Source organism: Cyanobium gracile UHCC 0281 (assembly GCF_034931305.1).
Classification (GTDB): Bacteria; Cyanobacteriota; Cyanobacteriia; order PCC-6307; family Cyanobiaceae; genus Cyanobium; species Cyanobium gracile_A.
Genome location: NZ_JAYGHY010000005.1, coordinates 55,879 through 78,830 on the forward strand (window position 1 = coordinate 55,879; position 22,952 = coordinate 78,830).

General features: G+C 67.8%; 25 protein-coding genes and 1 pseudogene. 6 read left to right on the plus strand and 20 right to left on the minus strand.

Annotated features, from left to right (window positions below):
• Nucleotides 1-89: 89 nt before the first annotated feature.
• The 3 genes and pseudogenes from VB739_RS02780 to VB739_RS02790 form a co-directional block, all read right to left on the minus strand.
• Entirely contained in the window at nucleotides 90-428 is a 339-nt protein-coding gene (locus tag VB739_RS02780; RefSeq protein ID WP_323355609.1) for a P-II family nitrogen regulator, read from the minus strand.
• Nucleotides 429-442: 14 nt separating this feature from the next.
• Nucleotides 443-1,890 (minus strand): annotated as a pseudogene (locus VB739_RS02785) (ammonium transporter).
• A 166-nt stretch (nucleotides 1,891-2,056) separates the two neighbouring features.
• Nucleotides 2,057-2,575 carry a phycocyanin subunit beta gene (locus tag VB739_RS02790; protein WP_216905231.1) on the minus strand — a complete coding sequence of 173 codons (519 nt, stop codon included), beginning with the start codon at nucleotides 2,573-2,575 and terminating at the stop codon, nucleotides 2,057-2,059.
• Between the two features lie 123 nt (nucleotides 2,576-2,698).
• On the opposite strand from VB739_RS02790, the gene VB739_RS02795 reads away from it, so the two are divergent.
• Genes VB739_RS02795 through VB739_RS02805 form a run of 3 tightly spaced genes read left to right on the plus strand, consistent with a single transcriptional unit; the run spans nucleotide 2,699 to nucleotide 4,921 of the window.
• A complete protein-coding gene (locus tag VB739_RS02795; protein WP_323355610.1) occupies nucleotides 2,699-3,994 on the plus strand; it encodes a glutathione S-transferase in 1,296 nt (431 codons plus the stop codon).
• A 26-nt stretch (nucleotides 3,995-4,020) separates the two neighbouring features.
• Nucleotides 4,021-4,596 carry a DUF2808 domain-containing protein gene (locus VB739_RS02800; protein WP_323355611.1) on the plus strand — a complete coding sequence of 192 codons (576 nt, stop codon included), beginning with the start codon at nucleotides 4,021-4,023 and terminating at the stop codon, nucleotides 4,594-4,596.
• Between the two features lie 46 nt (nucleotides 4,597-4,642).
• Nucleotides 4,643-4,921: a DUF427 domain-containing protein gene (locus VB739_RS02805; protein WP_323355612.1), complete on the plus strand. Its 279-nt coding sequence runs from the start codon at nucleotides 4,643-4,645 to the stop codon at nucleotides 4,919-4,921.
• A 5-nt stretch (nucleotides 4,922-4,926) separates the two neighbouring features.
• Here VB739_RS02805 and VB739_RS02810 read toward each other — a convergent pair whose 3' ends face one another.
• From VB739_RS02810 to VB739_RS02855, 10 genes are all read right to left on the minus strand, one after another.
• Nucleotides 4,927-5,178 carry a hypothetical protein gene (locus tag VB739_RS02810; protein WP_323355613.1) on the minus strand — a complete coding sequence of 84 codons (252 nt, stop codon included), beginning with the start codon at nucleotides 5,176-5,178 and terminating at the stop codon, nucleotides 4,927-4,929.
• Between the two features lie 60 nt (nucleotides 5,179-5,238).
• Nucleotides 5,239-6,399 carry an NAD(P)/FAD-dependent oxidoreductase gene (locus tag VB739_RS02815; protein WP_323355614.1) on the minus strand — a complete coding sequence of 387 codons (1,161 nt, stop codon included), beginning with the start codon at nucleotides 6,397-6,399 and terminating at the stop codon, nucleotides 5,239-5,241.
• The gene (locus VB739_RS02820) at nucleotides 6,396-6,815 is read right to left on the minus strand and encodes a tellurite resistance TerB family protein (RefSeq protein ID WP_323355615.1); all 420 of its coding nucleotides are present in this window, start codon (nucleotides 6,813-6,815) and stop codon (nucleotides 6,396-6,398) included. The genes VB739_RS02815 and VB739_RS02820 overlap by 4 nt, the downstream gene beginning before the upstream one ends.
• A gap of 109 nt (nucleotides 6,816-6,924) precedes the next feature.
• On the minus strand, nucleotides 6,925-7,191 hold the full coding sequence (locus VB739_RS02825; RefSeq protein WP_323355616.1) for a DUF3136 domain-containing protein: 267 nt from the start codon (nucleotides 7,189-7,191) through the stop codon (nucleotides 6,925-6,927).
• A gap of 135 nt (nucleotides 7,192-7,326) precedes the next feature.
• Nucleotides 7,327-9,495 (minus strand): glutamine synthetase III, encoded by a 2,169-nt coding sequence (locus VB739_RS02830; protein WP_323306481.1) that lies wholly within the window; start codon nucleotides 9,493-9,495, stop codon nucleotides 7,327-7,329.
• A 107-nt stretch (nucleotides 9,496-9,602) separates the two neighbouring features.
• On the minus strand, nucleotides 9,603-10,031 hold the full coding sequence (locus VB739_RS02835) for a Hepatitis C virus core protein (protein WP_323355617.1): 429 nt from the start codon (nucleotides 10,029-10,031) through the stop codon (nucleotides 9,603-9,605).
• 13 nt (nucleotides 10,032-10,044) lie between these two features.
• Nucleotides 10,045-10,410: a hypothetical protein gene (locus VB739_RS02840; RefSeq protein WP_323355618.1), complete on the minus strand. Its 366-nt coding sequence runs from the start codon at nucleotides 10,408-10,410 to the stop codon at nucleotides 10,045-10,047.
• A 69-nt stretch (nucleotides 10,411-10,479) separates the two neighbouring features.
• Entirely contained in the window at nucleotides 10,480-11,172 is a 693-nt protein-coding gene (locus tag VB739_RS02845) for a pirin family protein (protein WP_323355619.1), read from the minus strand.
• 13 nt (nucleotides 11,173-11,185) lie between these two features.
• Nucleotides 11,186-11,704 carry an NAD(P)H-dependent oxidoreductase gene (locus VB739_RS02850; RefSeq protein WP_323355620.1) on the minus strand — a complete coding sequence of 173 codons (519 nt, stop codon included), beginning with the start codon at nucleotides 11,702-11,704 and terminating at the stop codon, nucleotides 11,186-11,188.
• Nucleotide 11,705: 1 nt separating this feature from the next.
• Nucleotides 11,706-12,773 carry an alkene reductase gene (locus VB739_RS02855; protein WP_323355621.1) on the minus strand — a complete coding sequence of 356 codons (1,068 nt, stop codon included), beginning with the start codon at nucleotides 12,771-12,773 and terminating at the stop codon, nucleotides 11,706-11,708.
• Nucleotides 12,774-12,919: 146 nt separating this feature from the next.
• On the opposite strand from VB739_RS02855, the gene VB739_RS02860 reads away from it, so the two are divergent.
• Complete coding sequence (locus VB739_RS02860) at nucleotides 12,920-13,276, plus strand: helix-turn-helix domain-containing protein (RefSeq protein WP_323355622.1); 357 nt, start codon at nucleotides 12,920-12,922, stop codon at nucleotides 13,274-13,276.
• On the opposite strand, the gene VB739_RS02865 is transcribed toward VB739_RS02860, so the two are convergent.
• The 4 genes from VB739_RS02865 to VB739_RS02880 all read right to left on the minus strand — a co-directional run bounded on the left by VB739_RS02865 (nucleotide 13,185) and on the right by VB739_RS02880 (nucleotide 19,068).
• Complete coding sequence (locus VB739_RS02865) at nucleotides 13,185-15,188, minus strand: glycosyltransferase (RefSeq protein ID WP_323355623.1); 2,004 nt, start codon at nucleotides 15,186-15,188, stop codon at nucleotides 13,185-13,187. The two genes, VB739_RS02860 and VB739_RS02865, sit on opposite strands and share 92 nt — an antisense overlap.
• A gap of 630 nt (nucleotides 15,189-15,818) precedes the next feature.
• Nucleotides 15,819-17,066 (minus strand): type III glutamate--ammonia ligase, encoded by a 1,248-nt coding sequence (glnT, locus tag VB739_RS02870; RefSeq protein WP_323355624.1) that lies wholly within the window; start codon nucleotides 17,064-17,066, stop codon nucleotides 15,819-15,821.
• A gap of 44 nt (nucleotides 17,067-17,110) precedes the next feature.
• A complete protein-coding gene (locus tag VB739_RS02875) occupies nucleotides 17,111-18,142 on the minus strand; it encodes an alpha/beta fold hydrolase (protein ID WP_323355625.1) in 1,032 nt (343 codons plus the stop codon).
• Nucleotides 18,143-18,153: 11 nt separating this feature from the next.
• Complete coding sequence (locus VB739_RS02880; protein ID WP_323355626.1) at nucleotides 18,154-19,068, minus strand: fatty acid desaturase; 915 nt, start codon at nucleotides 19,066-19,068, stop codon at nucleotides 18,154-18,156.
• Nucleotides 19,069-19,296: 228 nt separating this feature from the next.
• Here VB739_RS02880 and VB739_RS02885 point away from each other — a divergent pair, with 228 nt between their 5' ends.
• Both VB739_RS02885 and VB739_RS02890 read left to right on the plus strand, forming a co-directional pair.
• Complete coding sequence (locus VB739_RS02885; RefSeq protein ID WP_323355627.1) at nucleotides 19,297-20,157, plus strand: sugar phosphate isomerase/epimerase; 861 nt, start codon at nucleotides 19,297-19,299, stop codon at nucleotides 20,155-20,157.
• A 16-nt stretch (nucleotides 20,158-20,173) separates the two neighbouring features.
• Nucleotides 20,174-20,389, plus strand: a complete 216-nt coding sequence (locus VB739_RS02890; protein ID WP_323355628.1) for a hypothetical protein — start codon at nucleotides 20,174-20,176, stop codon at nucleotides 20,387-20,389.
• Here the strand turns inward: VB739_RS02890 and VB739_RS02895 are convergent.
• From VB739_RS02895 to VB739_RS02905, 3 genes are read right to left on the minus strand one after another with little or no spacing between them, the layout of a single operon-like run.
• Nucleotides 20,338-21,387, minus strand: coding sequence for an aromatic ring-hydroxylating dioxygenase subunit alpha (locus tag VB739_RS02895; protein ID WP_323355629.1), 1,050 nt, complete (start codon nucleotides 21,385-21,387; stop codon nucleotides 20,338-20,340). The genes VB739_RS02890 and VB739_RS02895 overlap by 52 nt on opposite strands.
• Before the next feature lie 12 nt (nucleotides 21,388-21,399).
• Nucleotides 21,400-22,167, minus strand: coding sequence for an ABC transporter ATP-binding protein (locus VB739_RS02900; RefSeq protein WP_323355630.1), 768 nt, complete (start codon nucleotides 22,165-22,167; stop codon nucleotides 21,400-21,402).
• A 5-nt stretch (nucleotides 22,168-22,172) separates the two neighbouring features.
• Nucleotides 22,173-22,949, minus strand: coding sequence for an ABC transporter permease (locus VB739_RS02905; protein WP_323355631.1), 777 nt, complete (start codon nucleotides 22,947-22,949; stop codon nucleotides 22,173-22,175).
• Nucleotides 22,950-22,952 lie beyond the last annotated feature (3 nt).

Here is a 22,952-nt window from a genome sequence, read left to right on the forward strand (position 1 = left end):
CGGTGGGGGTGATGGGAGGCGCAAAAAAAGGAGCCGACCATGGCGGTCGGCTCCTGGTGATGGGCTCCTGAACGACAGGGACCCTGGGCTCAGAGCGTGGCTTCGCCGGACTCCCCGGTGCGGATCCTGATCACCGTTTCCACGGGGGTGACAAAGAGCTTGCCGTCGCCGATTTCCCCGGTACGGGCCGCCTCGGTGATGGCCGCGATGGCCGCATCCAGTTTGGCGGACGGGACCACGATTTCGATCCTGGCTTTGGGCAGGAACTCGACGGTGAACTCGGTGCCTCGGTAGCGCTCAACCTGGCCTTTCTGGCGCCCGAATCCACGGGAATCGGTGACCGTCATGCCGATGATGTCAAGGGCAACGAGGGCTGTCTTGATGGCATCCACCTTGGAGGGGCGGACCATGGCCGTGATCATTTTCATGGAAGGTTTGGTTGTCAGTTGGTCATTGGATCGTACGCCTCTTCTCCGTGAGCCACGAAGTCGAGACCGCGCTCTTCCTGTTCAGTGGTGACGCGGATGGGCATCAACGCACCGAGAATCCAGAGAATAACAGCCGTGCCCAGAGCGACAAATCCGTAAGTGAGGATAACAGCTTTGAGCTGGGCGATGAAGAGGCCGAAATGACCTGATTCCTCAAGGATCTTGGCAGAGAGGGGGAAATAATCCTCGGGCACCAGAGCCTTGGAAGCAAGGATCCCCGTGAGCAGGGCACCCACTGTTCCTCCCACGCCATGCAGCAAGAACGTGTCGAGTGAATCGTCGAACTGGATGGTGGCTTTCACCCTCACGGCAACGAAACAAGACGCAGCCGTAAGGATGCCGATCAGGATGGATTGCTCGATGTGGACGAAACCCGCTGCCGGGGTGATGCCCACCAGGCCGGCGACGGCACCGGTGGCCGCACCCACGGCCGTGGGCTTGCCGTCCTTGAACCACTCAATCAAGCACCAGGTCAGCATGGCGGCTGAGGCGGAGGTGGTGGTGGTGAGAAAGGGGTAGCCCGCTGTCTTGGAGGCAAACATGCTGGCCCCGTTGAACCCAAACCAGGCGAACAGAGCAGACCCGCCACCAGCAGGATGAAGGGAACGTTGTGGGGCGGTCGCTTGGAGTTTGGCCAGGTGGTGCGGGGGCCGATGATGGCGGCGGCCACCACGGCGGCCATGCCGGAGGCGATGTGGACGACGGTGCCACCGGCAAAATCGATGGCTCCAATGGAACCGAAGGGGCCGATGAAGCCACCCCCCCACACCATCTTGGCCATGGGGGAGTAGATCAGCAGGCTCCAGATCAGGCAGAACCAGAACCAGGCCTTGAAGCTGACGCGCTCCACCAAAGCCCCGGAGATCAGGGCCGGCGTAATGATGGCGAACATCCCCTGGAACAGGGCAAACGACGTGGCGCTGATCGGGAAACCAGCGGCCAGGGGCTGGTCGCCGAGTTCGCCGCCGACACCATGCAGGAACATGGATCCCAGGCCACCGATGAAGGGGCTGCTGAAGCCGGTGTCGAAGGCCAGGCTGTAGCCGACCACCACCCAGAGAACCCCGATCAGCCCCATCAGGAAGAAGCTCATCATCATGCAGTTCAGCACGTTCTTGGAACGGGTGAAGCCGCCATAGAAGAAGGCCAGGCCTGGGGTCATCAGCAGGACCATCGCCGAGCCCACCAGCATCAGCAGGGTGTCGGCCCCATCAGTGGGGGCCAAGGCCAGGGAGGCCTTGGCGGCTCCGGCCATCAGCGGCAGGACGCCGGCCCCAAGAGCAAGCAAAAAAAAGCCGATGCGGCGGAGCTGTGGATCCTGGAGGCGCTCCAGAAACGTTCGGCGGAAGCGATCAAAGGTCGTTGCTACGGACCAGGCTTCTCCGGAAGGTGAACTTTGCATTGGAGAAGAGGGGACCCTTGCTCAAGTGCCACCGCTCACCCTCTGCGCACCGCGAACAACCTTGTGTAGCAACAACCACAAACACCCGGTCCCACGCGCAAACGGTCACAAAAAAAGCCGGGAGTGATTCCCGGCTCGGTTCTGGACTGATGGCGAGGGGCCGGACTCAGGCGACGGCGGCGGCGGCGCGATCGAAGTAGGTGCCCACTTCGGACATCAGAGCGGCGCAGTCCCCCTGGGTGATGCCATTGCGATCACTGGCGATGGCGATCGCGGCGTCCTTCATCTTGCGGATGCCTTCGGCCACCGAAGCGCCGGGGACGCCAAGGGCCAGGTAGGTCTCACGCAGGCCGTTGAGGCAGCGGTCCTCGAGGACGGACGCATCACCGGTGAAGATCGCGTAGGTGATGTAGCGCAGAACGATCTCCATGTCGCGCAGGCAGGCGGCCATGCGGCGATGGGTGTAGGCATTGCCGCCGGGGGCGATCAGGGCGGGCTGTTGATCAAAGAGATCGCGGGCCGCGTTGGTGACGATCTTGGAGGCGTTGGAGGTGATGCGGTTGACGGTGTCCATCCGCTTGTTGCTCTCAGCCACCATGGCTGCCAGGGCATCGATCTGACCGGGGCTGAGGAATTCGCCGCGGGCGTCGGCTTGGGCAACGAGCTTGGTGAAGGCGTCGAACATGGGGTGTTGCTGGAGAGCGAGGGTCCCCAAACTTTAGGTTCGTCGTCCGTGGGGGTGCGAGGGCCGCCTGTGGGTTTTGGCCATGGGGGGATGCCTAGGCTGAAGACACCATTTGCCCCTGCCATGGCCGGCTCCTTCTCCGTGCCACTCGAGCCTCTGGACTGGGCGGAGCTGGCCGCGGAGGCGGCGCCCACCCTGGCCACCCCAGCCTTTCGTGATCCGGCTGCAGGGCCCACCAGCCCCCAGGCCCTGTGGCGTCTGTTCGGCCGTCCGGAAGGGGAGGTCCGGGTGACGCTGTACCGGGACCACCACGCCTGGTGCCCGTACTGCCAGAAGGTCTGGCTGTGGCTGGAGGAGCAGCAGATCCCTTATCGGATCCGAAAGGTGACGATGTTCTGCTATGGGCAGAAGGAACCCTGGTACACCGACCTGGTGCGGGGCGGCATGCTGCCGGCCCTTGAGCTGGACGGTCGTCTGATCACCGAAAGCGATCGCATCCTGGAGGCCCTGGAGACGACTTTCGGCCCCTTGGGGCAGGTGATGAATGCTCGGGAGACGCTTTCCCTGCGCCAGCTGGAGCGTCAGTTGTTCCGGGCCTGGTGCCAGTGGCTCTGCGTCCCGAGCCGTGGGGCCCAGGAAGAGGCGCGGGGCCAGCAGGGTTTCGAGCGCTTCGCCGAACGCTTCGCCAGCGCCCTCAGTGCCGACCCCGGAGCGTTTCTGCTGGGGGAGCTCGGCACGGCGGATCTGATCTTCGTGCCTTACCTCGAGCGCATGAACGCCAGCCTGGCGTACTACAAGGGCTACCTGCTGCGGGAGCGCTACCCGGCCATCGATCGCTGGTTCCAGGCCCTCGAGCAGCGCGCCACCTATCTGGGCACCCAGAGCGACTTCCACACCCACGCCCACGACCTGCCCCCCCAGATGGGGGGCTGCTACGCCAGCGGCACGCCGCAGCAGAAGGATCTGGCGCAGCGCATCGATGCCGGCCCCTGGCCGCTGGTGGCCCCGCCAGGGTCTGATCCCGAAACCAGCCAGAGCGAGCCGCCAGAGGCGGCCGGTGTGGCCCTGGCCAGGGTGCTGCGGCACCGGGACACCCTGCTGGCGCGCAATCCCCTCGGCAGGGATGGGCTGGATCGGCCGTTGCGCTGTGCGCTCACCCTCCTGATCAGCGGAAGGGAGTGCCCGCCTCCGGCTGGATCGGCCCAAGGGCTGCGCTACCTGCGCGATCGCATCAGCGTGCCGAGGGACATGCCACTGCACGCCGCCCGTCGGCTGCGCCGCTCCCTGGAGGCCACCGCCTGCCTGGATCCGGCTGACGCCACTGCCCAGGGGGAGCCGATTCCAGTGCAGCATCGCCGCGACCAGGATCCGTCTCCTTTCCTGGCCGGTGCAAACTTCTCCGCAGCAGGGTCCCTTTAGCGTTGGCTCCGTAGCTGGAGGTGGCCATGGCCCGTCCTTCATGGCCCAGGCCCCTGGCGGGGAGCGCCGCCATCATGCCCCTGGCGGCACTCTCGCTGCTGCTCGCCAGCGCGGCGCCCGCCGTCCGTGCCCTGGAGCTGGAAGGCCGCACCCAGTTCGTGAGGGCCCCCTGGAAGGTGACCCTCACCAGCTACACGACCAACGTGGGCCAATCCCCGGCGGAGTACTTCTTCACCCTCAGCCTCGATGCGCTGGCGGGTGCCTCCCTCGGCGGCCTGACCATCCAGCAGACCCGGGGTGCCGACTGGCAGTTCCCTTTCGCCGTCGAGCGGACCAGGGCCTTCCTGGGGGTCCCCCGCCGCGAGGGCCGCCAGATCCCCGTGCAGGCCAGCTTCGAACCTGCAGCGCGGCGCTTCACCCTGCACTTCCCCGAGCCTGTCCCCGCCGGCGCGACCGTCACCGTGTCGCTGCGGCCCTGGTTCAACCCCATCCAGGCCGACACCTATCTGTTTCAGGTGACGGCGATTCCAGCTGGACCGGGCCCAGTGGCCAGTCCGGTGGGGGTGGGCACCCTGCGCATCTACCAACCCAACGATTGGTGAGCTGCTCGGTGGGCGTCAGAATGGCGCCACTTCGACAGCGTCAGCGATGCAGGCCAGCTGGAATGGAACGGTGATCGCCAGTAGCGATGACATCGTGACGGTGGAAGGCAACGCCTATTTCCCGGCCGAATCGCTGGATGCCGCCTGCATCCGGCCGTCCAGCCACCGCTCGGTCTGCGGCTGGAAGGGGGAAGCCCATTACTACGACCTGGTGGTGGACGGCAAGGAGAATGCCAATGCCGTCTGGTACTACCCGGAGCCGAAGGAGGCCGCCAGCAACATCCGTGGCCGGGTGGCGTTCTGGAAAGGGGTGACGGTGGGCTGAGACCCTCAGGTGCCCGGGTAGCGCAGGGTGCGCCATTCACCGCTCAGGGTGCTCACTTCCACGCCGATGCCCACCGGTCCCTGCACGGGGCCGAATTCTTCCTGCCACCAGTGCAGCGCCTCGCTCCAGGCCGCATCCAGGGACTCGTAAAGGTCGTCGAGGATGGGATGGGGTTCACCCTGCTGATCCACCAGCCGGTAGGTGCGGCAGGACGGGGAACTGCTGCGCTGACGGGTGTGAGGTAAGGAGATCGCCACGTCTTGCCTCGTATACAGGAGTTGCATTCTGCCCCCTGTGCCAGATCTGAACTGTCACCTTCACAACATCTTTTGGTGTTGCTCAGGCGGTTGGGCCCCGGCGCTGTCGCGGCTGGGAGGACGTTTGCGGCCCGTGCGGTGACTGACCTGGCGGCTGCGCTGCTGATAGCGGTGCACCACCGGCAGCCTCTCCTGCTGGTAGCGCTGCAGAGCCAGCTCCGGGGTGGCACAGCTGCCGGGGGCGAGCCAGGCGGCCAGGGCCACCGCATCCTCCAGTCCCGCAGTCATTCCCCGGGCCTGGGAGGAGCTCATCGCATGGGCGGCGTCGCCGATCAAGGCCACCCGCCCGGCAACGAAGGCCGGCAGGGGATCGATGTCGAACGACCAGTTCGCGACCACCCCTTCCGGTGCCGTGGCGCTGATGATGGCGGCGGCATCGGCGGGCAGTTTGGCCAGGGCCGCAGCCGGCACCCCCTCCTCCAGCAGCCTTTGCCGGCTGCCGCGGTCGTCGGGGAGCTCCTCCTCCTGGAAGAAGCCCCAGTGGGTGCGCCCTTGGCCTTCCCCATCGGGGCCCAGATCGAAGAAGTTGGCGTAGATGCCCCGGCCGCGGGCGTAGACGAAGAAATCCCCGCCCGCGCAGAAGGTCTCGTCCGTCACGACCCCACGCCAGACCCGATCGCCGAGGTACTGCAAGCGCCGGTCGGGGCGGAGCAAGGCGGCCACCTTGGAGAAGATTCCGTCGGCCCCGATCAGCAGATCGCCTGTCCATGGGGGGCCTTCGGCGAATTTCGCCTCGACGCCTGCGTCGCTCTGACTCCAGCTGACGAGGGAGCGACCGCCCTGGAAGCCAGCGGGATCGAAATGGCGCCAGAGGGCGTCCAGGATGGCGCGGCGGTGAATCAGCAGCGACGGCAGTTCGCCGGCCTGCCGATCGGCCGGGCTGGCTTCGATCAGATCACCCCTCAGGTTGCGGAAGACGAACCGCTGCACCGGATGGCCGCCGGCCAGCAGATCGTCGAGCAGACCGGGGATGGCGGCCGCGGCGACCGCCTCGACGCCGCTCTTCACCAGCAGAATCCCGCAACCGTCGCTGCGCAGCCGCGGTGAGCGCTCGAACAGGGTGACCCTGTGGCCCTGGCGCTGCAGGATCACCGAGAGCAGCAGGCCGGAGCTGCCGGCCCCCACCACGGCGATGCGAAGGCCGGCGGGGGCGGAACTCATGCGCTCACGGCAGGCTCCAGGATGCTGGCATGGAGGACATCCATCACCTCCAGCACCTTGCTGGTTTCCTCCGGATCCAGGCGCAGGGTGGTGGCCAGGTCGGTGAGGATCTTCTGCTCCTGGTCCTGCAGAGGGCCGTCAGAGCGCATGATCTCCGCCGCGACCGCGTAGGCCGTGTGGCGCTGGCGGTCATCGAGCACCGAGGCCGCTTCCTCCATCAGCCCGATCGACCCCTTGGCCCGCAGGCCCTGAAGCAGGGTGTCCATCAGGGTGATCATCTCCTTGTCACTGCGACCCTTGAACGGGGCGCGGTAATCAAGGGCGTGGCGCAGGGCCCGTGTGCCCGCCATGGTGAGAGCGCCATCCCAGGAGACGGCGGCGAGTGCGACCGCGGCGAAGGCCGTAGGTGCGTCCATGGATCGCGTCAAAAGCAAGGAACACCCGTCATCGTTCTCTCCAGGGGTGCCTGTCAGTGGCCGATGTGACCGAATCCACGAAAGAGTCCCCGGTGGGGCCCTTTGGGCCTCAGCGCCTGGCCGTCGCAGCCGCGCCGCTGCCGCCTTCCCGGCACAGCTTCAGGTAGAGGGCATCGGGTTCCTGATAGCGGGCCGGGCGACTGTCGTGCAGGCGGGCCAGCTGCTGCCAGCACACGGTCCGCTGCACAGTCTTGAGGCTCTTCCCTTCCCGCACCAGCATCCGCATGGCCCTGCAGTAGGAGCCGTAGCGATCCTCAAGATCCCGGAGTTCGGGGGATCCGTCGGCGGTGGGGAGCGGGTCGGATGGAGGACGCATCCATCGACTCCAGCACCTCCCCTCACGGCTCGACTGTGCCGAAGGGAACCAAGCGTGCAGAACGTGAGGTCCTCCCCCCTGAGGGGCAAAAAAAAAGGGCCCCGAAGGACCCTTTCCTTGCAGCGCCGGGGAGGCTCAGCGGATGAACAACATCTCCTGATAGGAGGGCAGGGGCCAGAGGTTGTCGTCAACCACCGCCTCGAGGCCATCGACCGCCTCCCGCAGCTGGTGCATCAGGGGCATCAGGGTGTCGGCCGAATAGCGCATGTGGGCCATGGTGCCGTGGGGGGCCTGGCTGATGGCACTTTCCAGCGCATTGCTGAGTTCCATCGATTTGGCGCTCAGGGACGCGACCTTTTGCTGGGTTTCCGGCGACACCTGGAGGCCCATCGCCGTCTGCAGTTGCAGGGAACTGGCCAGCTCACCCAGGTAGCGCATGGCGGCCGGGTAGATCTGGGTCTGGGCGATCTGCACGGCCAGTTTGGCCTCCACGTCGATGGCCAGCACGTACTGCTCGGCGTAGACCTCGAAGCGGCTTTCCAGCTCCAGGGGGCTGAGAACGCCCTGACTGGCAAAGAGGTCGCGGATTTCAGGCCGTTGCAGAACCGGCAGGGAATCGGCGGTGGTGGGCAGGTTCTCCAGGCCCCGCTCCTCCACGGCCATCCTGTGCCATTCGCTGGAGTAGCCGTCACCGCCGAACACCACGTTGCCGTGGTCGGTCATGATCTGCTTGAGCACGGAGAAGGCGGCACCGGGCAGGCTTTCGCCCGCGGCCATCTTCTGCTCCAGCTGGTCGCTCATGTAGGCGAGAGAGTCGGCCAGGATCGTGTTCATGGCCACCAGGGGCCCCGCCACCGACTGGTTGGAGCCGACGGCACGGAACTCGAAGCGGTTGCCGGTGAAGGCGAAGGGGGAGGTGCGGTTGCGATCGCCGGGATCCTTGGGGAACTCGGGCAGGGTGTCGACGCCCAGCTGCATGACGCCGGCATGGGTGGAGCCGGTCACGTCGCCGTCCTTGATCTGGCGGAACACATCCTCGAGCTGGCTGCCGAGGTACATCGAGATGATCGCCGGAGGGGCCTCGTTGGCGCCAAGGCGGTGGTCGTTGCCCGCCGTGGCCACGACGGCCCGCAGCAGCGGACCGTAAAGGTGCACCCCGCGGATGACGGCGCCGCAGAACAGCAGGAACTGCATGTTCTCGTGGGGAGTGTTGCCCGGATCCAGCAGGTTGCCCTGGGTGGCATTGCCCACCGACCAGTTGACGTGCTTACCGGAACCGTTGATGCCTTCGAAGGGTTTCTCATGCAGCAGGCAGTTCATCCCGTGGCGCCGCGCCGTGCTCTTGAGGATGGTCATCGTGAGCTGCTGGTGGTCGGTGGCCACGTTGGCCGCCTCGAAGAACGGGGCGAGCTCGAACTGGCCGGGGGCGACTTCGTTGTGGCGCGTCTTGGCGGGGATGCCCAGCTTGTACATCTGGCGTTCCACGTCCTGCATGAACACCTGTACCCGCTGCGGGATGGCGCCGAAGTAGTGGTCGTCGAACTGCTGGCCCTTGGCGGAGGGCTTGCCGAACAGGGTGCGGCCGGCCAGCAGCAGGTCGGGCCGCAGGGGCACGTAGGCGCTGTCGATGAGGAAGTACTCCTGCTCGGCACCGCAGCTGGAGTTGACCGGGGCCACATCGGTTTCACCGAGCAGCCGCAGCAGGCGCTGGGCCTGCTTGTTCATGGCGGCGTTGGAACGCAGCAGCGGGGTCTTCTTGTCAAGGGCCTCACCGGTCCAGGAGATGAAGACGGTGGGAATGCAGAGCGTGAGACCGTTGGGGGTCTCCATCAGGAAGGCCGGGCTGGTGATATCCCAGGCGGTGTAGCCACGGGCCTCAAAGGTGGTGCGGATGCCGCCGCTCGGGAACGAGGAGCCGTCGGGCTCGCCCTGGACCAGCACCTTGCCGGTGAACTCAGTGATCACCGAGCCATCGCCCTGCACCGAGATGAAACCGTCGTGCTTCTCAGCGGTGGCGTTGGTGAGCGGGTAGAAGACGTGGGCGTAGTAGAGGGCGCCGCGGCCGGTGGCCCATTCCTTCATCGCCTGGGCCACCACGTTCGCGACCGAGACGTCGAGCTTGCCGCTCTCCCGGATGGTGCGCTGCACCGACTTGAAGATGTCCTTGGGCAGGGCTGCCTTCATCTTGGCCAGGCTGAACACGTCGCTGGCCCAGAGGTCATCGAGGGACTCGATGGGAGGCGTCACCACCGGAAGACGACTGTGAATCTCCTGCAGGGCGGCGAAGCGTTGGGGGCTGGGCATTGGAGAGGCTTGGATTCGGCTGAGGGGTATCCAATCCTTGTGCCGGGGGCCATCGGTGGTGCCGTTGATACAGAACGGCAGGTTGACCGGTGGCTCGGGGCGACCCTTCAGCTCAGGTAGGAGCGGATCGCCGGCCGGCACCAGAACACCAGCGCCGCCAGGGTCAGGCCCCAGGCCAGGGGGGCGGCCACGGCCAGCAGCAGGCGCTCCTCGCCCATCAGGGTCATCCGCACGATGCCGTAGGCCATCTCGATCGCCAGATCCAGCGACAGCGCCACGATCGCCAGCACCTGGCCCCACAGCCGCCACTTCAGCAACGCGACGCAGGCCACCACCCCGAGGGCCACCGCGGGCAGCACGGCGCTGGTGTACACCACGACATTGGCCGTTCTCCAGACGCTGGTGAGAAGGATCGCCGCCAGGCCCAGTGGCAGGACCAGCAGGTTGGCCACCAGTCCGAGCCAGGCCAGGACGCGATAGCCCCGTGGTGGCTGGAGTTCCGCCAGGGCGGCCGGGGTCGTCAGGAGGGTCTGCATCCCTGTCATTGTCTCAGTTGCGGTCGGGCAGGGCGCCGTCTCGGTCGGATCGAAACACCAGCTCAAAGTCCGGCATCACCTGGCCCGCGATCGCCACCAGCGTCTCGAACACTTGCTTGGTGTGGGGCGCGCCGGCCCCCATGGCTTCCCGGCTCATCAGCACCAGTTCCAGCACAGGCCCATCTGCCTTGGCCTGCACGTCGGCGATCAGTTGCAGCCGCAGCATCTCGTGCTCCCCCCGGACCATGGCGCTGAGGTGGGCGGGGGAGCGATGTTCCACGTCGGCGTGGAAGCGCTGGATCAGGGGATCGAGCTGGCCGATGAGTTCAGGTGGCGGCAGCGGCAGCCGGGGCCGGAAAAGGAGCAGAAAACGGGCCATGACGTCCGGCTGTTGTCCCCATCCTGGTGCCGTGGCGAGGAAGTGGACCACCGTGCCAGCCCGCTCCGCTCAGCGCAGCTCGAACAGCAGCAGATCAGCCCCATCGGCGCTGGCCTCGAAGCTGTCGGCTCGGGCCGCCGGAAAGCCGAGGCCATCGCCCCGCTGCAATGGCTGGCCGAAGGCCGTCCCCTGGCCAGAGATCAGCTGCAACCAGCCAGAGGTCCCTGGGGCGATCGCCAGCGCCAGACGCTCTCCTGCCGCAGGCTGTGCCCGCCAGAGGCGCACCGGCCGGTTGATGGCCAGAGCCCCCTGACGTTCGTCCGGATCCAGCAGCGGCGTCCAGCCGGGGCCGAGCTCGAACGGCTCCTGGCGATAGGCGGGGGCGTGGCCCTCGCGGCCCGGTTCGATCCAGATCTGCAGCAGACGGCAGGCACGCTCGCCCTGATTCATCTCGCTGTGCACCACGCCGGTGCCGGCACTCATCGCCTGCACCTCTCCGGCCCGAAGCACCTCGCTGTGGCCCATGGAGTCGCGGTGGTTGAGCTGGCCGTCCACCATCACCGTGACGATCTCCATGTCCCGGTGCGGATGCATGCCGAAGCCACGGCCGGCGGCGATCGTGTCGTCGTTGATCACCCGCAGCGGACCAAAGCCCATCCAGGCCGGATCGTGATGGTGGGAGAAGGAGAAGCTGTGCCAGCTGTCCAGCCAGTCGAGCTGGCTATGGAAGCGCTCCGAGGCAGGCCGGAAGACAAGGGTCATGGGGTGAGGTGGCTCAGGGTTGGATCGGTTCCATCCGCTGGAGGCGGTGCACGATGTCGTCGATGCTGCTGTCCTTGGCGGGATTCTGGCGGCTGCAGGAGAGCTGGCGGCCGACCACATGGGCCCCGAGGTGGGCCAGCTGGATGCGCAGCACGGCCAGCACCTCCACCCCGGGCCCGCCGGAATGGGTGGCGATCGCGATCGGCCGGCCGTTGAACAGGCTGCGGAACCCCTCCCCCTGGACCGAGAGCCAGGCGATGGCGCTGGTCAGCACCGGGGGCAGCGAGCCGTTGTACTCGGGGGCGCAGATCACCCAGCGGGGGGCGGCTCCGAGAGCCTGGCTGAGCGGGCCCACCTCGGCGGGAAGGCCGGCTTCGGCATGGGTGCGGGGGTTGTAGAGCGGCAGGGAGAGGTCCGTGAGGTCGAGCACGTCGGCCCGCATGCCGCGGGCGCGGGCCGCGCCTGCAAACCGTTGCGACAGGGCCAGGTTGTCGCCGTTGCTGGCGCTCAGCACCAGAAGATCGGGGGCCATGTCAGGCGGGCTCCAGGAAGGGATAGTCGGTGTAGCCGGCAGGACCGGCGGTGTAGTAGGTGGCTGGATCGGGATCCTGCAGGGGGGCGCCACGGCGGAACCGTTCGGGCAGGTCCGGGTTGGCCAGGAAAGCGTTGCCGAAGGCCACCGCATCGAGCTGGCCGGCGGCGATGGCGGCGTTGGCTTCCTCGGCGCTGTAGCCCATGTTCCCCACCAGCACCCCACGGAAGGCGGCCCGGATCGGGGTGAGCACGTCGCCGTGCTGCTGGCCGAGGAAGTCACTCCGCATCACGTGCAGATAGTCCAGCCCCGTTCCATTCAGCCGCTCCGCCAGCCAGCTGGACAGTCCGAGCGGGTCGCTGTCGCTCATGGCGTTGAAGCTGTTCAGCGGAGAGATCCGCAGGCCCACCAGGGGGGATTCGTGCTGCACGGCCTCCAGCACCTCCAGCAACAGTCGGGCCCGGTTGCCGATCGGTCCCCCATAGGGACCGCTGCGCCGGTTGCTGCCGTCCCGCAGGAACTCGTCGAGCAGATAACCATTGGCGCCATGCACTTCCACCCCGTCGAAGCCGGCGGCGGTGGCGTTGCGGGCGGCCAGCCGGAACCCGGCCACGATCGTCGGCAGTTCGTCATCGGCCAGCTCCCGGGGCTCGACATAGGGCTGTTTCCCCTCGGGGGTGTGCACCTCGTCGCCGGTGATGGCAATCGGGCTCGGTGCCACCGGCTGACGGCCGTCGTTGAGCAGGGGGTGACAGGCCCGACCGCCGTGCCAGATCTGCAGCACGATCCGCCCACCGGCGGCGTGGACCGCCTCGGTGGTGAGTCGCCAGCCCTCCACCTGGGCCGGCGAATGGATGCCGGGTTCATGCCAGAAGGCGGAGTTGCCCTCCATCACCATCGTGGCCTCGGCGATCACCAGACCGGCGCTGGCACGCTGCTGGTAGTAGGTGGCCATCAGTGGGCCCGGGACGTGGCCAGGTTCGGCGCGACCGCGGGTGAGGGGAGCCATCAGCACCCGGTTGGGCAGCTCCAGGCGACCCACCGTCAGGGGGGTGAACAGGCCGCTCATCGTGCGGAGACCGGCATGGGGCCATGGAGACACCCTGGACCGGAAGGGATCGTTAAGGTCATGGCAAGACTCTGGCGGACGCGCACCGTGCCTGACAAGAACGCACCGAATGGTGCCTGGGTCACCCGCTGGTCACCCCCGTACCCGTGACGACCTTTCTCGACGATCTTGGCAACAGCGGTGATCCCCAGGTCTGCCCGGCGGAACTGGCCCTGCGGGTGATGCGTGGACGCTGGAAGTTGATGATCGTGCGCGAGCTCAGTGGCGGAGTGCGCCGCTTCTCGTCCTTGCAGCGGTCGCTGGTGGGGGTGAGCCATAAGGTGCTGACGGCCCAGCTGCGGGAGTTGGAGACTGATGCCGTGGTGTGGCGTCGCGTCTTCAGCGAGGTGCCGCCCCGGGTGGAGTACGGACTCACTGAACGTGGTCAGGCACTGCTGCCCGTGCTGGACGGTCTGCATGCCTGGGGAGCGGCAGTGCCTCGAGCGGTGGAAGCTGGGGAATGAGGCTGCGGCGGAACCAGCTCTCCGGCCTGATCCGCTGCAGGGTTCGCAGCAGCACCAGCGGCAGGGTGCGCAGCTCGAAGGGAGCCCGCAGGGTGGGCCACAGACCCTCGCGTCGGTAGAGCAAGGTCTCGAGCTGATCCCGCAGCAAGGGCGTGAGCGGTCCCCAGGTTCCGCCCACGGCTGCGGCGCGCTGGGCCACCGGCACGAACGGCAGTGTTTGACCCGGCAGCAGGCCCTCCAGGGTCAGGGGGCCGCTCGCCTCCAGACGCCTGGAATCAACTCCGCTCTCCAGGCTGAGTTCGGCGCCCGTGGCGCTGATCGCCTGCAGCCGTCCCGGCACCATCCCCCCCTGGTGGTGCAGCCGGACCGGCAGGGACAGGGCAAACCAGGGCACCCCATCACTCCGGGGCCGATCCCAGCAGCTCCGGATCGCCAGCAGCAGCAGCAGACCGTTGAGCAGGCTCCAGCCCAGCAGCACCCCGAGGGTGGTGGCCGAGACCGGCAGCGCCGCCCCCTGGCCCGCCAGCAGCGGCTGCCGACCCGACGCCAGGTTGCCCAAGGCCAGAAGTTGCAGGCCGAGCAGCACCAGAAGCGGCAGCAGCAGGCCCACATCGGGGCCGGTGGCTCCGATGCCGGCCACCGCCTTGGGGGTGACCCGGAACCGGCGCGGCCGCCCCAGGGCCGTGGACACCACGGCGGCGCAGATCGGCAGCAGGAAGATCCAGCGGTAGAGCTCGGGCAGGATCGCCGCGCGGGCATGGCCGCTCAGCCAGCGGGTGAGCAGCACTTGGCAGAGGAAGAACGGCAGGGCAACGCTGACCAGCGCTTCCCCGCCGATGAGGATCGGGGCAATCCCCAACAGGCCCAGGCTGAGCGGCGTGCAGAGCAGCACCAGCTGGGCCGGGAAGCTGAACCAGTGCAGGATCCCCTCGCTGTAGGCCAGCCGTTGGAGGGGACTGAGCCCGGGGATCCGCAGCGGGTCGGCGCCCGTGCGCAAGGTCTGCAGCGAACCGCTGCCCCAGCGGCAGCGTTGCCGGGCCATGGCCGCCGCCGTGAACGGGGCCAGGCCGGCGCTCAGCTTTTCCGAGACGTAGTGGTTGCGGTAGCCCGCGGCCGTGATCCGGATGCCGGTGGCGAGATCTTCCGAGGGGGTGGCCGTTTCAAAGCCCCCCACCCGCTCGAGTGCATCGCGCCGCATCACGAAGGAGGTGCCGGCGCAGACCACCGCATTGAGGTTCTGGCGGGTGGGCTGGATCCAGCGGTAGAAGCTCTCCTCATCCGGCAGCAACCAGCGCTCCAGGCGCAGGTTGCGCATCACCGGATCGGCGTTCATGTAGCTCTGGGGGGTCTGAACGAACCCCACGGACGCATCTGTGAACAGGCCGACCGTGCGGCTCAGGAACGGCCGCAGGGGCACGACATCGGCGTCGAACACCGCCACCAGATCGCCCTGGCAGTGGCGCAGACCGTGGTTGAGGTTGCCGGCCTTGGCGTGGGCGTGGTCCTCCCGGGCGAGATAGCGGCAGCCGAGGCGGTCGCAGAGTTCCGCCAGCTCCGGCCGCCCGGCGTCGTCCAGCAGCCAGACCGTCAGCGCCGGGTAGTCCATCGCCAGGCAGCCCCGCAGGCAGCGTTCCACAAGATCGGCCGGTTCCCCACAGCTGGGCACCAGCACATCGATCGCCGGGGCCGGCATCGGGATCGGGCCTGCGGCAGGCGCGGGCCGCTGGGGCAGCAGGGTGAACCAGAGCTGCAGGAAGAAGCCGGCCAGCAGCACCAGTTCGGCAGCCAGCGTCAGCAGGCTCAACGTGGTGGACAGGGGGGTGGCCAGGTTGAGGGACGCGCTGAGGCGCCAGCTCAGGTAGCGGGCACCCAGCAAGGTCAGCAGCAACACGGCCCAGGGCAAGCGCGTCATCGACCCTGTCCAATTGTTAAGCAAACCTAGGTGGTTTGCACCGGTCCCGGCCGCGGCCCCCCTCCACGCCAGCGTCCCCCGTGAAAAAGCCCGGCGTCCAGGGGAGCCGGGCTTGGGGTGGAACGGGGATCGTTCCTGGCTTGTGTTGATTGGGTCTGATGTCGGTGTGTGCTTGGACGATCAGAAGGGCTGACGATCAGGTCCTTGGGGACGGTTGATGGGTGATGACGAAACGGGGCCGAGGATGCCCACGCCGTCATAAACGCGCCATCGAAAAGAGGTCAGCTGAGATGGGGATCCGTGGGAGTCCCCGGGGGGTGGTTTTTGGAGTCGGAGCTGCCAGCGGTGGCACCTGGGGCCGAGGCATCCAGGAGCTGGTTTCCGTAGACCCGTGGGCACCTGAACGATGCATCGGGTGATCTGCAAGAGAACGGGAAACCGTTGGTGGGAACAAGACTGTTGGAGCAGGGGCCTGCCGTCAACGAACTCCTGAAATCTGACCGGGTGGTGTCTCTTCCATCGCTGGAGCCTCCTGGTTGATATCGTCAGTGTCTTCCTTCTGGAGCGTCCTGGCTATAGGCAGTTCTGCTGATCTTCCACTGGCCCGGAGACGACGGGCCCCGGGCGATCTCAGCCATCGCTGCGCTGGGCGACGAGGGCTTCGTAGGCCGTGCAGAACGCCTCCCCCAGGGAGTCACGCAGCGGTCCGTCGTGGCGGAACGCCTCCAGGGCATCGGCCTGACAGGTGGGCAGGGAGGGAGCACCCTCCGGTGCCTGCACATAGGTGTTCAGGTCGCTGCGGGGGCCAGGGTCGAGGCGGCGTTCGATGCCGTCGAGCCCCGCCGCCAGCACGGCGGCCTGGAGCAGGTAGGGGTTGGCGGCACCGTCACCGAGGCGCAGTTCGATCCGCTGGTCGTCGGGGATGCGCACCATGTGGGTGCGGTTGTTGCCGCCGTAGCTGATCCAGGACGGCGACCAGGTGGCACCGGAGCTGGTGACGGAGCGGGCCAGGCGCCGGTAGCTGCCGGCCACCGGATTGGTGAGAGCGCACAGGGCCGGGGCGTGGGCCAGCAGGCCGGCGAGAAACTGATAGGCGACCTCCGACAGGCCCTTCTCCCCCGTCGGGTCGTGAAAGACGTTGTGGCCCGCTTCGTCCCAGAGGGAGGCGTGCAGGTGGGCGCCGTTACCGGTGAGGGCCGGGATCGGCTTGGGCTGGAAGCTCACCCGCACGCCATGGCGTTCAGCCAGGGCAGCCGCCATGACCCGGAAGAAGGCATGGCGGTCGGCGGTCAGCAGGGATTCGGCATAGGTCCAGTTGAGCTCGAACTGGCCGTTGGCGTCTTCGTGATCGGCTTGGTAGGGCCCCCAGCCGAGGCGCTCCATGCCCTCGAGCAGCTCACTGATCAGGGGGTAGTGGCGCATCAGGGCCAGCTGGTCGTAGCAGGGCTTCGACTGCCGATCGAGGCCATCAGCGATGGCGTCCTGTTCCGGGTCCATCAGGAAGAACTCCGCCTCCACGCCACTGCGAAACTGCAGGCCCCGGGCAGCCGCCCGGGCGATCTGCCGTTGCAGCACCCGCCGGGGGGACTGCTCCAGCGTCACGCCTTCCACCTGCAGATCGGTGGCCACCCAGGCCACCTCCTTCTGCCAGGGGAGCACCATCAGGCTGGTGGGATCGGGGATCGCCAGCACGTCCGGGTCGGCCGGCGTCATGTCCAGCCAAGCGGCGAAACCGGCGAAGCCGGCCCCGGAACGGGCCAGTTCGGCCGCCGCGGCGGCCGGCACCAGCTTGGCCCGCTGCACCCCGAACAGATCGCAGAACGAGAACAGGAAGTGCCGGATGCCATGGGTGGCGGCGAAGCGAGCCAGGTCGGTCATCGGTCGGTGGTGAGGGGGATGGGGGACGGGGGGCCTTGGCGACGTCAGCCGCCGCAGAGCCGGTCCACGGCGGCCCGCAACTGGCACTGCTCGGCCGGGGCGTCGCGCGGATTGCCGGCCCGATGCCCCAGGTCGGACTCCAGGACCTCGAAGTGGGCACCGCTGATCAGGGCAGCCTCGGCTCCGCAGTCCTCGGGGGTGAAGTAGAGGTCGTGGCGACCGGCGATTACGGTGGTGCGGGCCCGGATCCGGCCCAGAGCTACGGCCAGGTCGGCCTCGGCGTCCCCCGTGGCGAGCCCCGCGGCGGCGGCCACGTCGTTCGCCAGCCAGACGTCCAGCATTGCCAGCAGGTCGTGGGGGTCGTGGCGGCGGTAGGCCGGCAGCCAGGACTCCTCCACGTAGGCCTCGACGCTGGCGTAACCCAGCTGGTGATGGGCACCGCGGCGGTAGAAGGGCTGGCTGGCGGCCCAACTGGCGTAGATCAGGGCAAAGGTGCGCAACCCCTGCTCCGGCGCATCCCGGAAGCGCTGTCCATCCCAGCTCGGATCGGCGGTGAGGGCCTGGCGGAGGCTGAGCAGGAACACCCGGTTGTGGGCTGTGGTGCGCGCCGTGCCGCAGACACAGCAGATCCGCTGGGTTCGCTCCGGCTCCAGCACCGCCCAGTGGTAGGCCTGCTGGGCCCCCATCGACCAGCCATAGATCAGGGCGGGGGAGGTCACCGCGAACACCTCCTCCAGCAGCCGTCGCTGGGCGGCCACGTTGTCGCGGTGATCGACGGGCCAGCGGCCGCCGGCCAGCCCCGGATCACCGCTGCTCGGGCTGCTGGAACGGCCGTTGCCGAACTGGCTCACCAGCACCACGCACCAGCGCTCCGGATCGAGGATCGGACCCACCACCCAGTCGATGTCCTCCGGCCAGGCGCCATAGGAGCTGGGGTAAAGCACCAGGTTGGAGTGGTCCTCGGCCAGGCTTCCGTAGACCCGGTAGTCGAGTGAGGCAGCGGCAATCCGCCCCCCGCCGGCGAGGGGGAAATCCCCGAGCGCGAAGCGGCGCGGGGGCGCGGGGGTGGGTGGCAAGGGATCGGGACTCAGGGGAGGGCGAGCTGGGCGGGGTCCTGCAGGAAGCTGCGGTGCACCGCCAGGTAGCCCTGGCCTGTGTGCACCAGCTGGGGGGCCAGATGGCCGTGGGCCTCGGCGAGGGCGTGAAAGGGCAGCGAGGGGTAGAGGTGGTGCTCGACGTGGAACGGCATCTCCCACATCAGCCAGCGCAGGGGCCCCAGGGTGAGGGTGGTGCGGGTGTTCCTGAGGCCGTCGGTGTCCGTGCTGCAGCCGCCGTGTTCGGCCATCAGCACGAACCGCAACAGGGGCTGGCCAACGGCCAGGGGCAGCAGCCAGAACCAGAACAGGGCGCCGTTGGCCTGCCAGAGGGAGGCCGCCAGCAGCACGGCGTAAACACCGAACTGGAGCCGGATCGAGCGGGTGACCGCCGCCGCGGCCTCGGCGGGGATGTAGGGCCTGCCGCCGAAGTCAGCACGCAGGCCGGCGGTGTGGCCCCGGACCTTGCCGATCCACCAGGGCAGGCCGCTGAGCTCCAGCAGGTAACCGGCCAGGGTGCTGGCGGGCGCTTGCTCCAGCTCGGGATCGAGGCCCGGCTGATGGGTGAAGCGATGGTGCCACTGGTGGTAGCGGCGGTAGTAATCAGCGTTGTAGAAGCTGAGTACACCGGCCCACCAGGCCACGGCGTCGTTGGCGCCCTTGCTGGCAAAGGCGGTGCGGTGACCACACTCGTGCATGGCGCAGAAGCCGAAGGCCAGACCCCAGCCCAGGAGCAGCAGACCCACCAGCCGCAGGGCCCAGAGGGCCGCGGTGGGCAGCGCGGGCAACGCCGGGCATCCCCAGAGCAAGGCGCCCGCCGCCAGCAACGAGAGATGGGAGGCCAGCCGCCGCCAGCCGGGCCCATCGCGACGTTCGTTGAGACGCTGCAGCAGGGAGCCTGACAGCAACGCCGAGGCTGCTCCCGGGCCGGTCGCCGCAGGTGCGGAGGAGGGTGAAACGGTCACGAAGGGCGCAGCTGGCCTGCGAAAAAGGAAAGCCAGCGACCACTGTCCCGCTCGCGGTCGACCCGTCACCGTTCGCCCTGAACATTTGAACCGGGTGTGGCGGCTGGTGCAACCGGTTACCCGTCCTCGCCCTGCGGCAGGGAAGAGTGGAAGGCGCCTGAGGCCGGTCCGGTGACGTCCCTTCTGTTCTTTTCTCTTTGGGGCTTCCAAGGCTCCCTGCCCCTGGCCCTGGAGACGGCCGAGCGCGGGGGCTTCGATGGCCTGGAGCTGAACATCCGCCATCCCTGCCTGCTGGCCGACGCGGACAGCCCCGCTCGCCTGCGGGATTGCGGCAGGCCCCTGGTGCTGGAGGTGGTCACCGGCGGCGACTACGTGCCGCAGCTGGGGTTCACGCCGGAGCAACACCTGGCGGAACTGGCTGAGCTGCTCCACGGATGCGTCGGGCTGCAGCCCCACCGGGTCACCGTGCTTACCGGCAGCGATGCCTGGCCGCTGGCGCGGCAAACCTCCTTCCTGGCCGAGGCGCAGACGCTGGCGGAGGCCACGGGCCTGGCGGTGAGTTTTGAAACCCACCGATCCCGCTGCCTGGGGATGCCCTGGACCATCGCCCCCCTGCTGGACGCCCTGCCCGGGCTGCGGCTCACGGCGGATCTGAGCCATTGGTGCGTGGTGGCCGAGCGGCTGATGACACCGGAGCTGGAACCGGTGCAGGTGATGGCCGATCGGGTCGACCACATCCATGCCCGGGTGGGCCATGCCCAGGGTCCGCAGGTGTCCCATCCCTTCGCCCCCGAACATGCCGAGGCCCTGGCGGCCCACCTGGCCTGCTGGCAACTGTTCACCGACCGGGCGCTGCAGCGGGGGGCACCGCCGGTGAGTTTCACACCCGAATTCGGCCCTGACGGCTACATGCCCACCCTGCCCTTCACCGACCAGCCGGTGGCCGATCTGCTGTCGATCAACACGGCGATGGCGCAGTGGTTGCGTCGGCAGCCGATAGCCGGAGACGGCGATAAGATGTGTTCAAAGTGAACACAGTTACGTTGTGATGGATCTGATCGACGCCCCGATCGAGGCCCCTGCCACCACCCCTTCCTCTGCCGCGGTCGATCCCCGTCAGGCTGTTCTGGTGGCCTCCCTGCGTGCCCGCTACGCCATCGCGGAGCAGCGCCAGGACGCGGAGGCCAAGCGGGCCCTGTTCAAAGAAGCCGTCTATCTGGGCATCCGCCCCGATGCGTACCAGGGCTCCAGCAACGCCGCGTAGATCGCCTGCTGGTGCAGGATCCGGGCCTCCAGCCGATGCGGAGGCCCGGTGCGGAACCCCTCCCCGTACCCCCGCTGGGCGGATTCCACCAGCGCGCGGTCCTCGGCGAGGAACTGCACCATCTCCGCCATCAGGGCTTGCCCTTCTCCCTGGCGCTCCTGCGGGCCCAGCAGCCACACCTGCATGGTGCAGCTGTCCAGATGGTTGGGCAGAAACTGGATCAGGGCCAGGCGTCCGTCAGGCCACAGCAGCAGGTGGTTCCAGGGCGGCAGCCCGAAGGTGAGAAATTCGGCCTCCCCTTGGAGCCAGGGGGTGGCCAGCACGTTGGCCCAGGTGCCAAAGCGATGGCTGTAGTGGCGCACCGGCCCCTGCATCCGGTGCAGGGTGGTGGGATGGGCGATGGCGACGTGGTAGTCGTCGAGGGTGTTGTCGTGGGCGATCTTCCAGTTGCAGGCCAGGGTTTGCCTGTGGAAGGCCAGGGACACCCGGGGCAGGGCCAGGGCAACGGCGGCTTCCTGCAGCGGCAGATCGAGCTGGTCGTCGAGGGGGATCGGATCGGCACCGAGGGCCACCCAGATCAGGGAGGCCCGCACCTGGCAGCCGAGAGCCTCCAGCGGCCAGGCTTCGCGATCGAACGGTTCGACGAACTCTGATTCCCGGGCGGCCGCCAGCAGCGTTCCGCCCAGGTCGTAGGTCCAGCCGTGGTAAGGACACACCAGTCTGCGGCAGGCCACGGTCCCCTCGGCCGGCTCCCGGAAGGCCACGGCCCGGTGGGGACAACGGTTGCGGAAGGCGCGCAGGATGCCGTCGGTGTCACGGCAGAGCAGCACCGGCAGTCCCAGCAGCTCCACCGCCCGGACATGGCCCGGGGGCAGATCGGCGGCGGCAGCGATCGGATGCCAGAAGCGCGATGCGACGTGCTCCCGCTCAAGGGCGGCGACGGCCTCGGAGGAGTAGAGCTCCGGCGGCAGGAATGCGGCTGTGGCGGCGGACGGCATCGAAGGGCGCGCTCAGAGCAGGGAGCCGTCGAGACTGCGCAGGCGGCCCGCCAGTTCCTCGCGCAGTTCCAGGAAGGGTTGGGACACCCGCAGGTGGCGCAGATCGGTGCGATCCAGCTGCACGGCCACGGTGTGAACGATCCTGCCGGGCCGCGGCGCCATGATATGAACCGTGCCGGCGAGGAGCAGGGCTTCCTCGATGTCGTGGGTGATCAGCAGGGCCGTGAGCCCCGTGGTCTTCCAGAGGTCGTGGAGGAACTCCTGCATGGACTCCCTGATCTGCAGATCCAGCGCCCCGAAGGGCTCATCCAGCAGCAACACCTTCGGCTCGGTGGCCAGGGCCCGGGCGATCGCCACCCGCTGCTGCATCCCCCCGGAGAGTTCCCGCGGCAGCAGCCGGGCTGCGTCCGCCAGGCCGACGACGTCGAGGAAGTAGGCGGTCCGCTCCCGGATCTCGGCCTTGCCCCTGCCCTGGAGCGACAGGCCGAAGGCGACGTTCTGGGCCGCCGTGAGCCAGGGGTAGAGGCTGTACTTCTGGAACACCATGCCCCGGTCGGAGCCGGGGCGCCTGACCAGCTCACCATCCAGGTGGATGGTGCCCGCACTGGGCCGCTCCAGACCGGCGATCAAGCGCATCACGGTGGATTTGCCCGACCCCGAGCTTCCCACCATGGCCATGAACTGGCCGGACACCAGTTCGAAGCTGATGTCCTCGAGGACGAGCTTGCGATCACGCCCCTCACCGAAGCTCTTGGAGACGTTGGAAACCTGGAGATGCATGGGGTTCAGTTGGCCCAGGAACAGGCCCGACGCATCAGGAATCGGAAGCCGAGATCGATGATCAAGCCGATCAGGCCGATCACGATCAGGCCGACGAAAATCTCATCGGTGCGCAGGAATCTCTGGGCCAGGCTGATGCGTTTTCCCAGGCCCTCGTTGGCCGCCACCAGTTCGGCAACGATCACCAGATTCCAGGCCGACGCCATGTTGATCCGGTAGGTGTCGAGCACCTGGGGGGCAATGAAGGGGGCCACCACCCTGGTGAGGATCGGCAGACCCCGGCCGCCCAGAGTGAGGGCCGTTTCCACCAGTTCGGAGGGAACGAACTTCACCGCATCCATGATCATCAGGGTGTTGAAGAAAAAGGTGCCGATGAAGATGAGCATCACCTTGGGCAGCTCTTCCAGACCGAAATAGATGATCAGCAGGGGAATGAAGGCCGGCGCGGGCATGTACCGGATCAACCCCATCAGCGGCTCGAGGAGATAGCAGATCGTTCGGTTCGTGCCCATGGCGATGCCGATCGGCAAAGCCAGCCCGGCGGAGATCACGAATCCCAGGAAGACCCGCTGGATGCTGGCGATGGCGTCCTTGACCAGAATCCCCTGCTGGAACTGGTCGCTGCCCGCCAGCCACACCGCCCCTGGCCCGGGCAGGAAGAGCTTGTCGACCATGCCACTGGAGGTGGTCAGGAACCACACCACAAAGACCGTGAGGATGCCGAACACCCCCAGGACCCAGGGGTGATGGAAGAAGCGGCGCAGAGCAGGAGACCGGACCATGGC

Excerpts from the sequence above, each read along its gene's own strand:
- VB739_RS02780 (WP_323355609.1), bottom strand. The coding sequence starts at position 428 with ATGAAAATGATCACGGCCATGGTCCGCCCCTCCAAGGTGGATGCCATC.
- VB739_RS02790 (WP_216905231.1), bottom strand. The coding sequence starts at position 2,575 with ATGTTCGACGCCTTCACCAAGCTCGTTGCCCAAGCCGACGCCCGCGGC.
- VB739_RS02795 (WP_323355610.1), top strand. The coding sequence starts at position 2,699 with ATGGCCGGCTCCTTCTCCGTGCCACTCGAGCCTCTGGACTGGGCGGAG.
- VB739_RS02800 (WP_323355611.1), top strand. The coding sequence starts at position 4,021 with ATGGCCCGTCCTTCATGGCCCAGGCCCCTGGCGGGGAGCGCCGCCATC.
- VB739_RS02805 (WP_323355612.1), top strand. The coding sequence starts at position 4,643 with ATGCAGGCCAGCTGGAATGGAACGGTGATCGCCAGTAGCGATGACATC.
- VB739_RS02815 (WP_323355614.1), bottom strand. The coding sequence starts at position 6,399 with ATGAGTTCCGCCCCCGCCGGCCTTCGCATCGCCGTGGTGGGGGCCGGC.
- VB739_RS02820 (WP_323355615.1), bottom strand. The coding sequence starts at position 6,815 with ATGGACGCACCTACGGCCTTCGCCGCGGTCGCACTCGCCGCCGTCTCC.
- VB739_RS02825 (WP_323355616.1), bottom strand. The coding sequence starts at position 7,191 with ATGCGTCCTCCATCCGACCCGCTCCCCACCGCCGACGGATCCCCCGAA.
- VB739_RS02830 (WP_323306481.1), bottom strand. The coding sequence starts at position 9,495 with ATGCCCAGCCCCCAACGCTTCGCCGCCCTGCAGGAGATTCACAGTCGT.
- VB739_RS02835 (WP_323355617.1), bottom strand. The coding sequence starts at position 10,031 with ATGCAGACCCTCCTGACGACCCCGGCCGCCCTGGCGGAACTCCAGCCA.
- VB739_RS02840 (WP_323355618.1), bottom strand. The coding sequence starts at position 10,410 with ATGGCCCGTTTTCTGCTCCTTTTCCGGCCCCGGCTGCCGCTGCCGCCA.
- VB739_RS02845 (WP_323355619.1), bottom strand. The coding sequence starts at position 11,172 with ATGACCCTTGTCTTCCGGCCTGCCTCGGAGCGCTTCCATAGCCAGCTC.
- VB739_RS02850 (WP_323355620.1), bottom strand. The coding sequence starts at position 11,704 with ATGGCCCCCGATCTTCTGGTGCTGAGCGCCAGCAACGGCGACAACCTG.
- VB739_RS02855 (WP_323355621.1), bottom strand. The coding sequence starts at position 12,773 with ATGAGCGGCCTGTTCACCCCCCTGACGGTGGGTCGCCTGGAGCTGCCC.
- VB739_RS02865 (WP_323355623.1), bottom strand. The coding sequence starts at position 15,188 with ATGACGCGCTTGCCCTGGGCCGTGTTGCTGCTGACCTTGCTGGGTGCC.
- glnT (WP_323355624.1), bottom strand. The coding sequence starts at position 17,066 with ATGACCGACCTGGCTCGCTTCGCCGCCACCCATGGCATCCGGCACTTC.
- VB739_RS02890 (WP_323355628.1), top strand. The coding sequence starts at position 20,174 with ATGGATCTGATCGACGCCCCGATCGAGGCCCCTGCCACCACCCCTTCC.
- VB739_RS02895 (WP_323355629.1), bottom strand. The coding sequence starts at position 21,387 with ATGCCGTCCGCCGCCACAGCCGCATTCCTGCCGCCGGAGCTCTACTCC.
- VB739_RS02900 (WP_323355630.1), bottom strand. The coding sequence starts at position 22,167 with ATGCATCTCCAGGTTTCCAACGTCTCCAAGAGCTTCGGTGAGGGGCGT.
- VB739_RS02905 (WP_323355631.1), bottom strand. The coding sequence starts at position 22,949 with ATGGTCCGGTCTCCTGCTCTGCGCCGCTTCTTCCATCACCCCTGGGTC.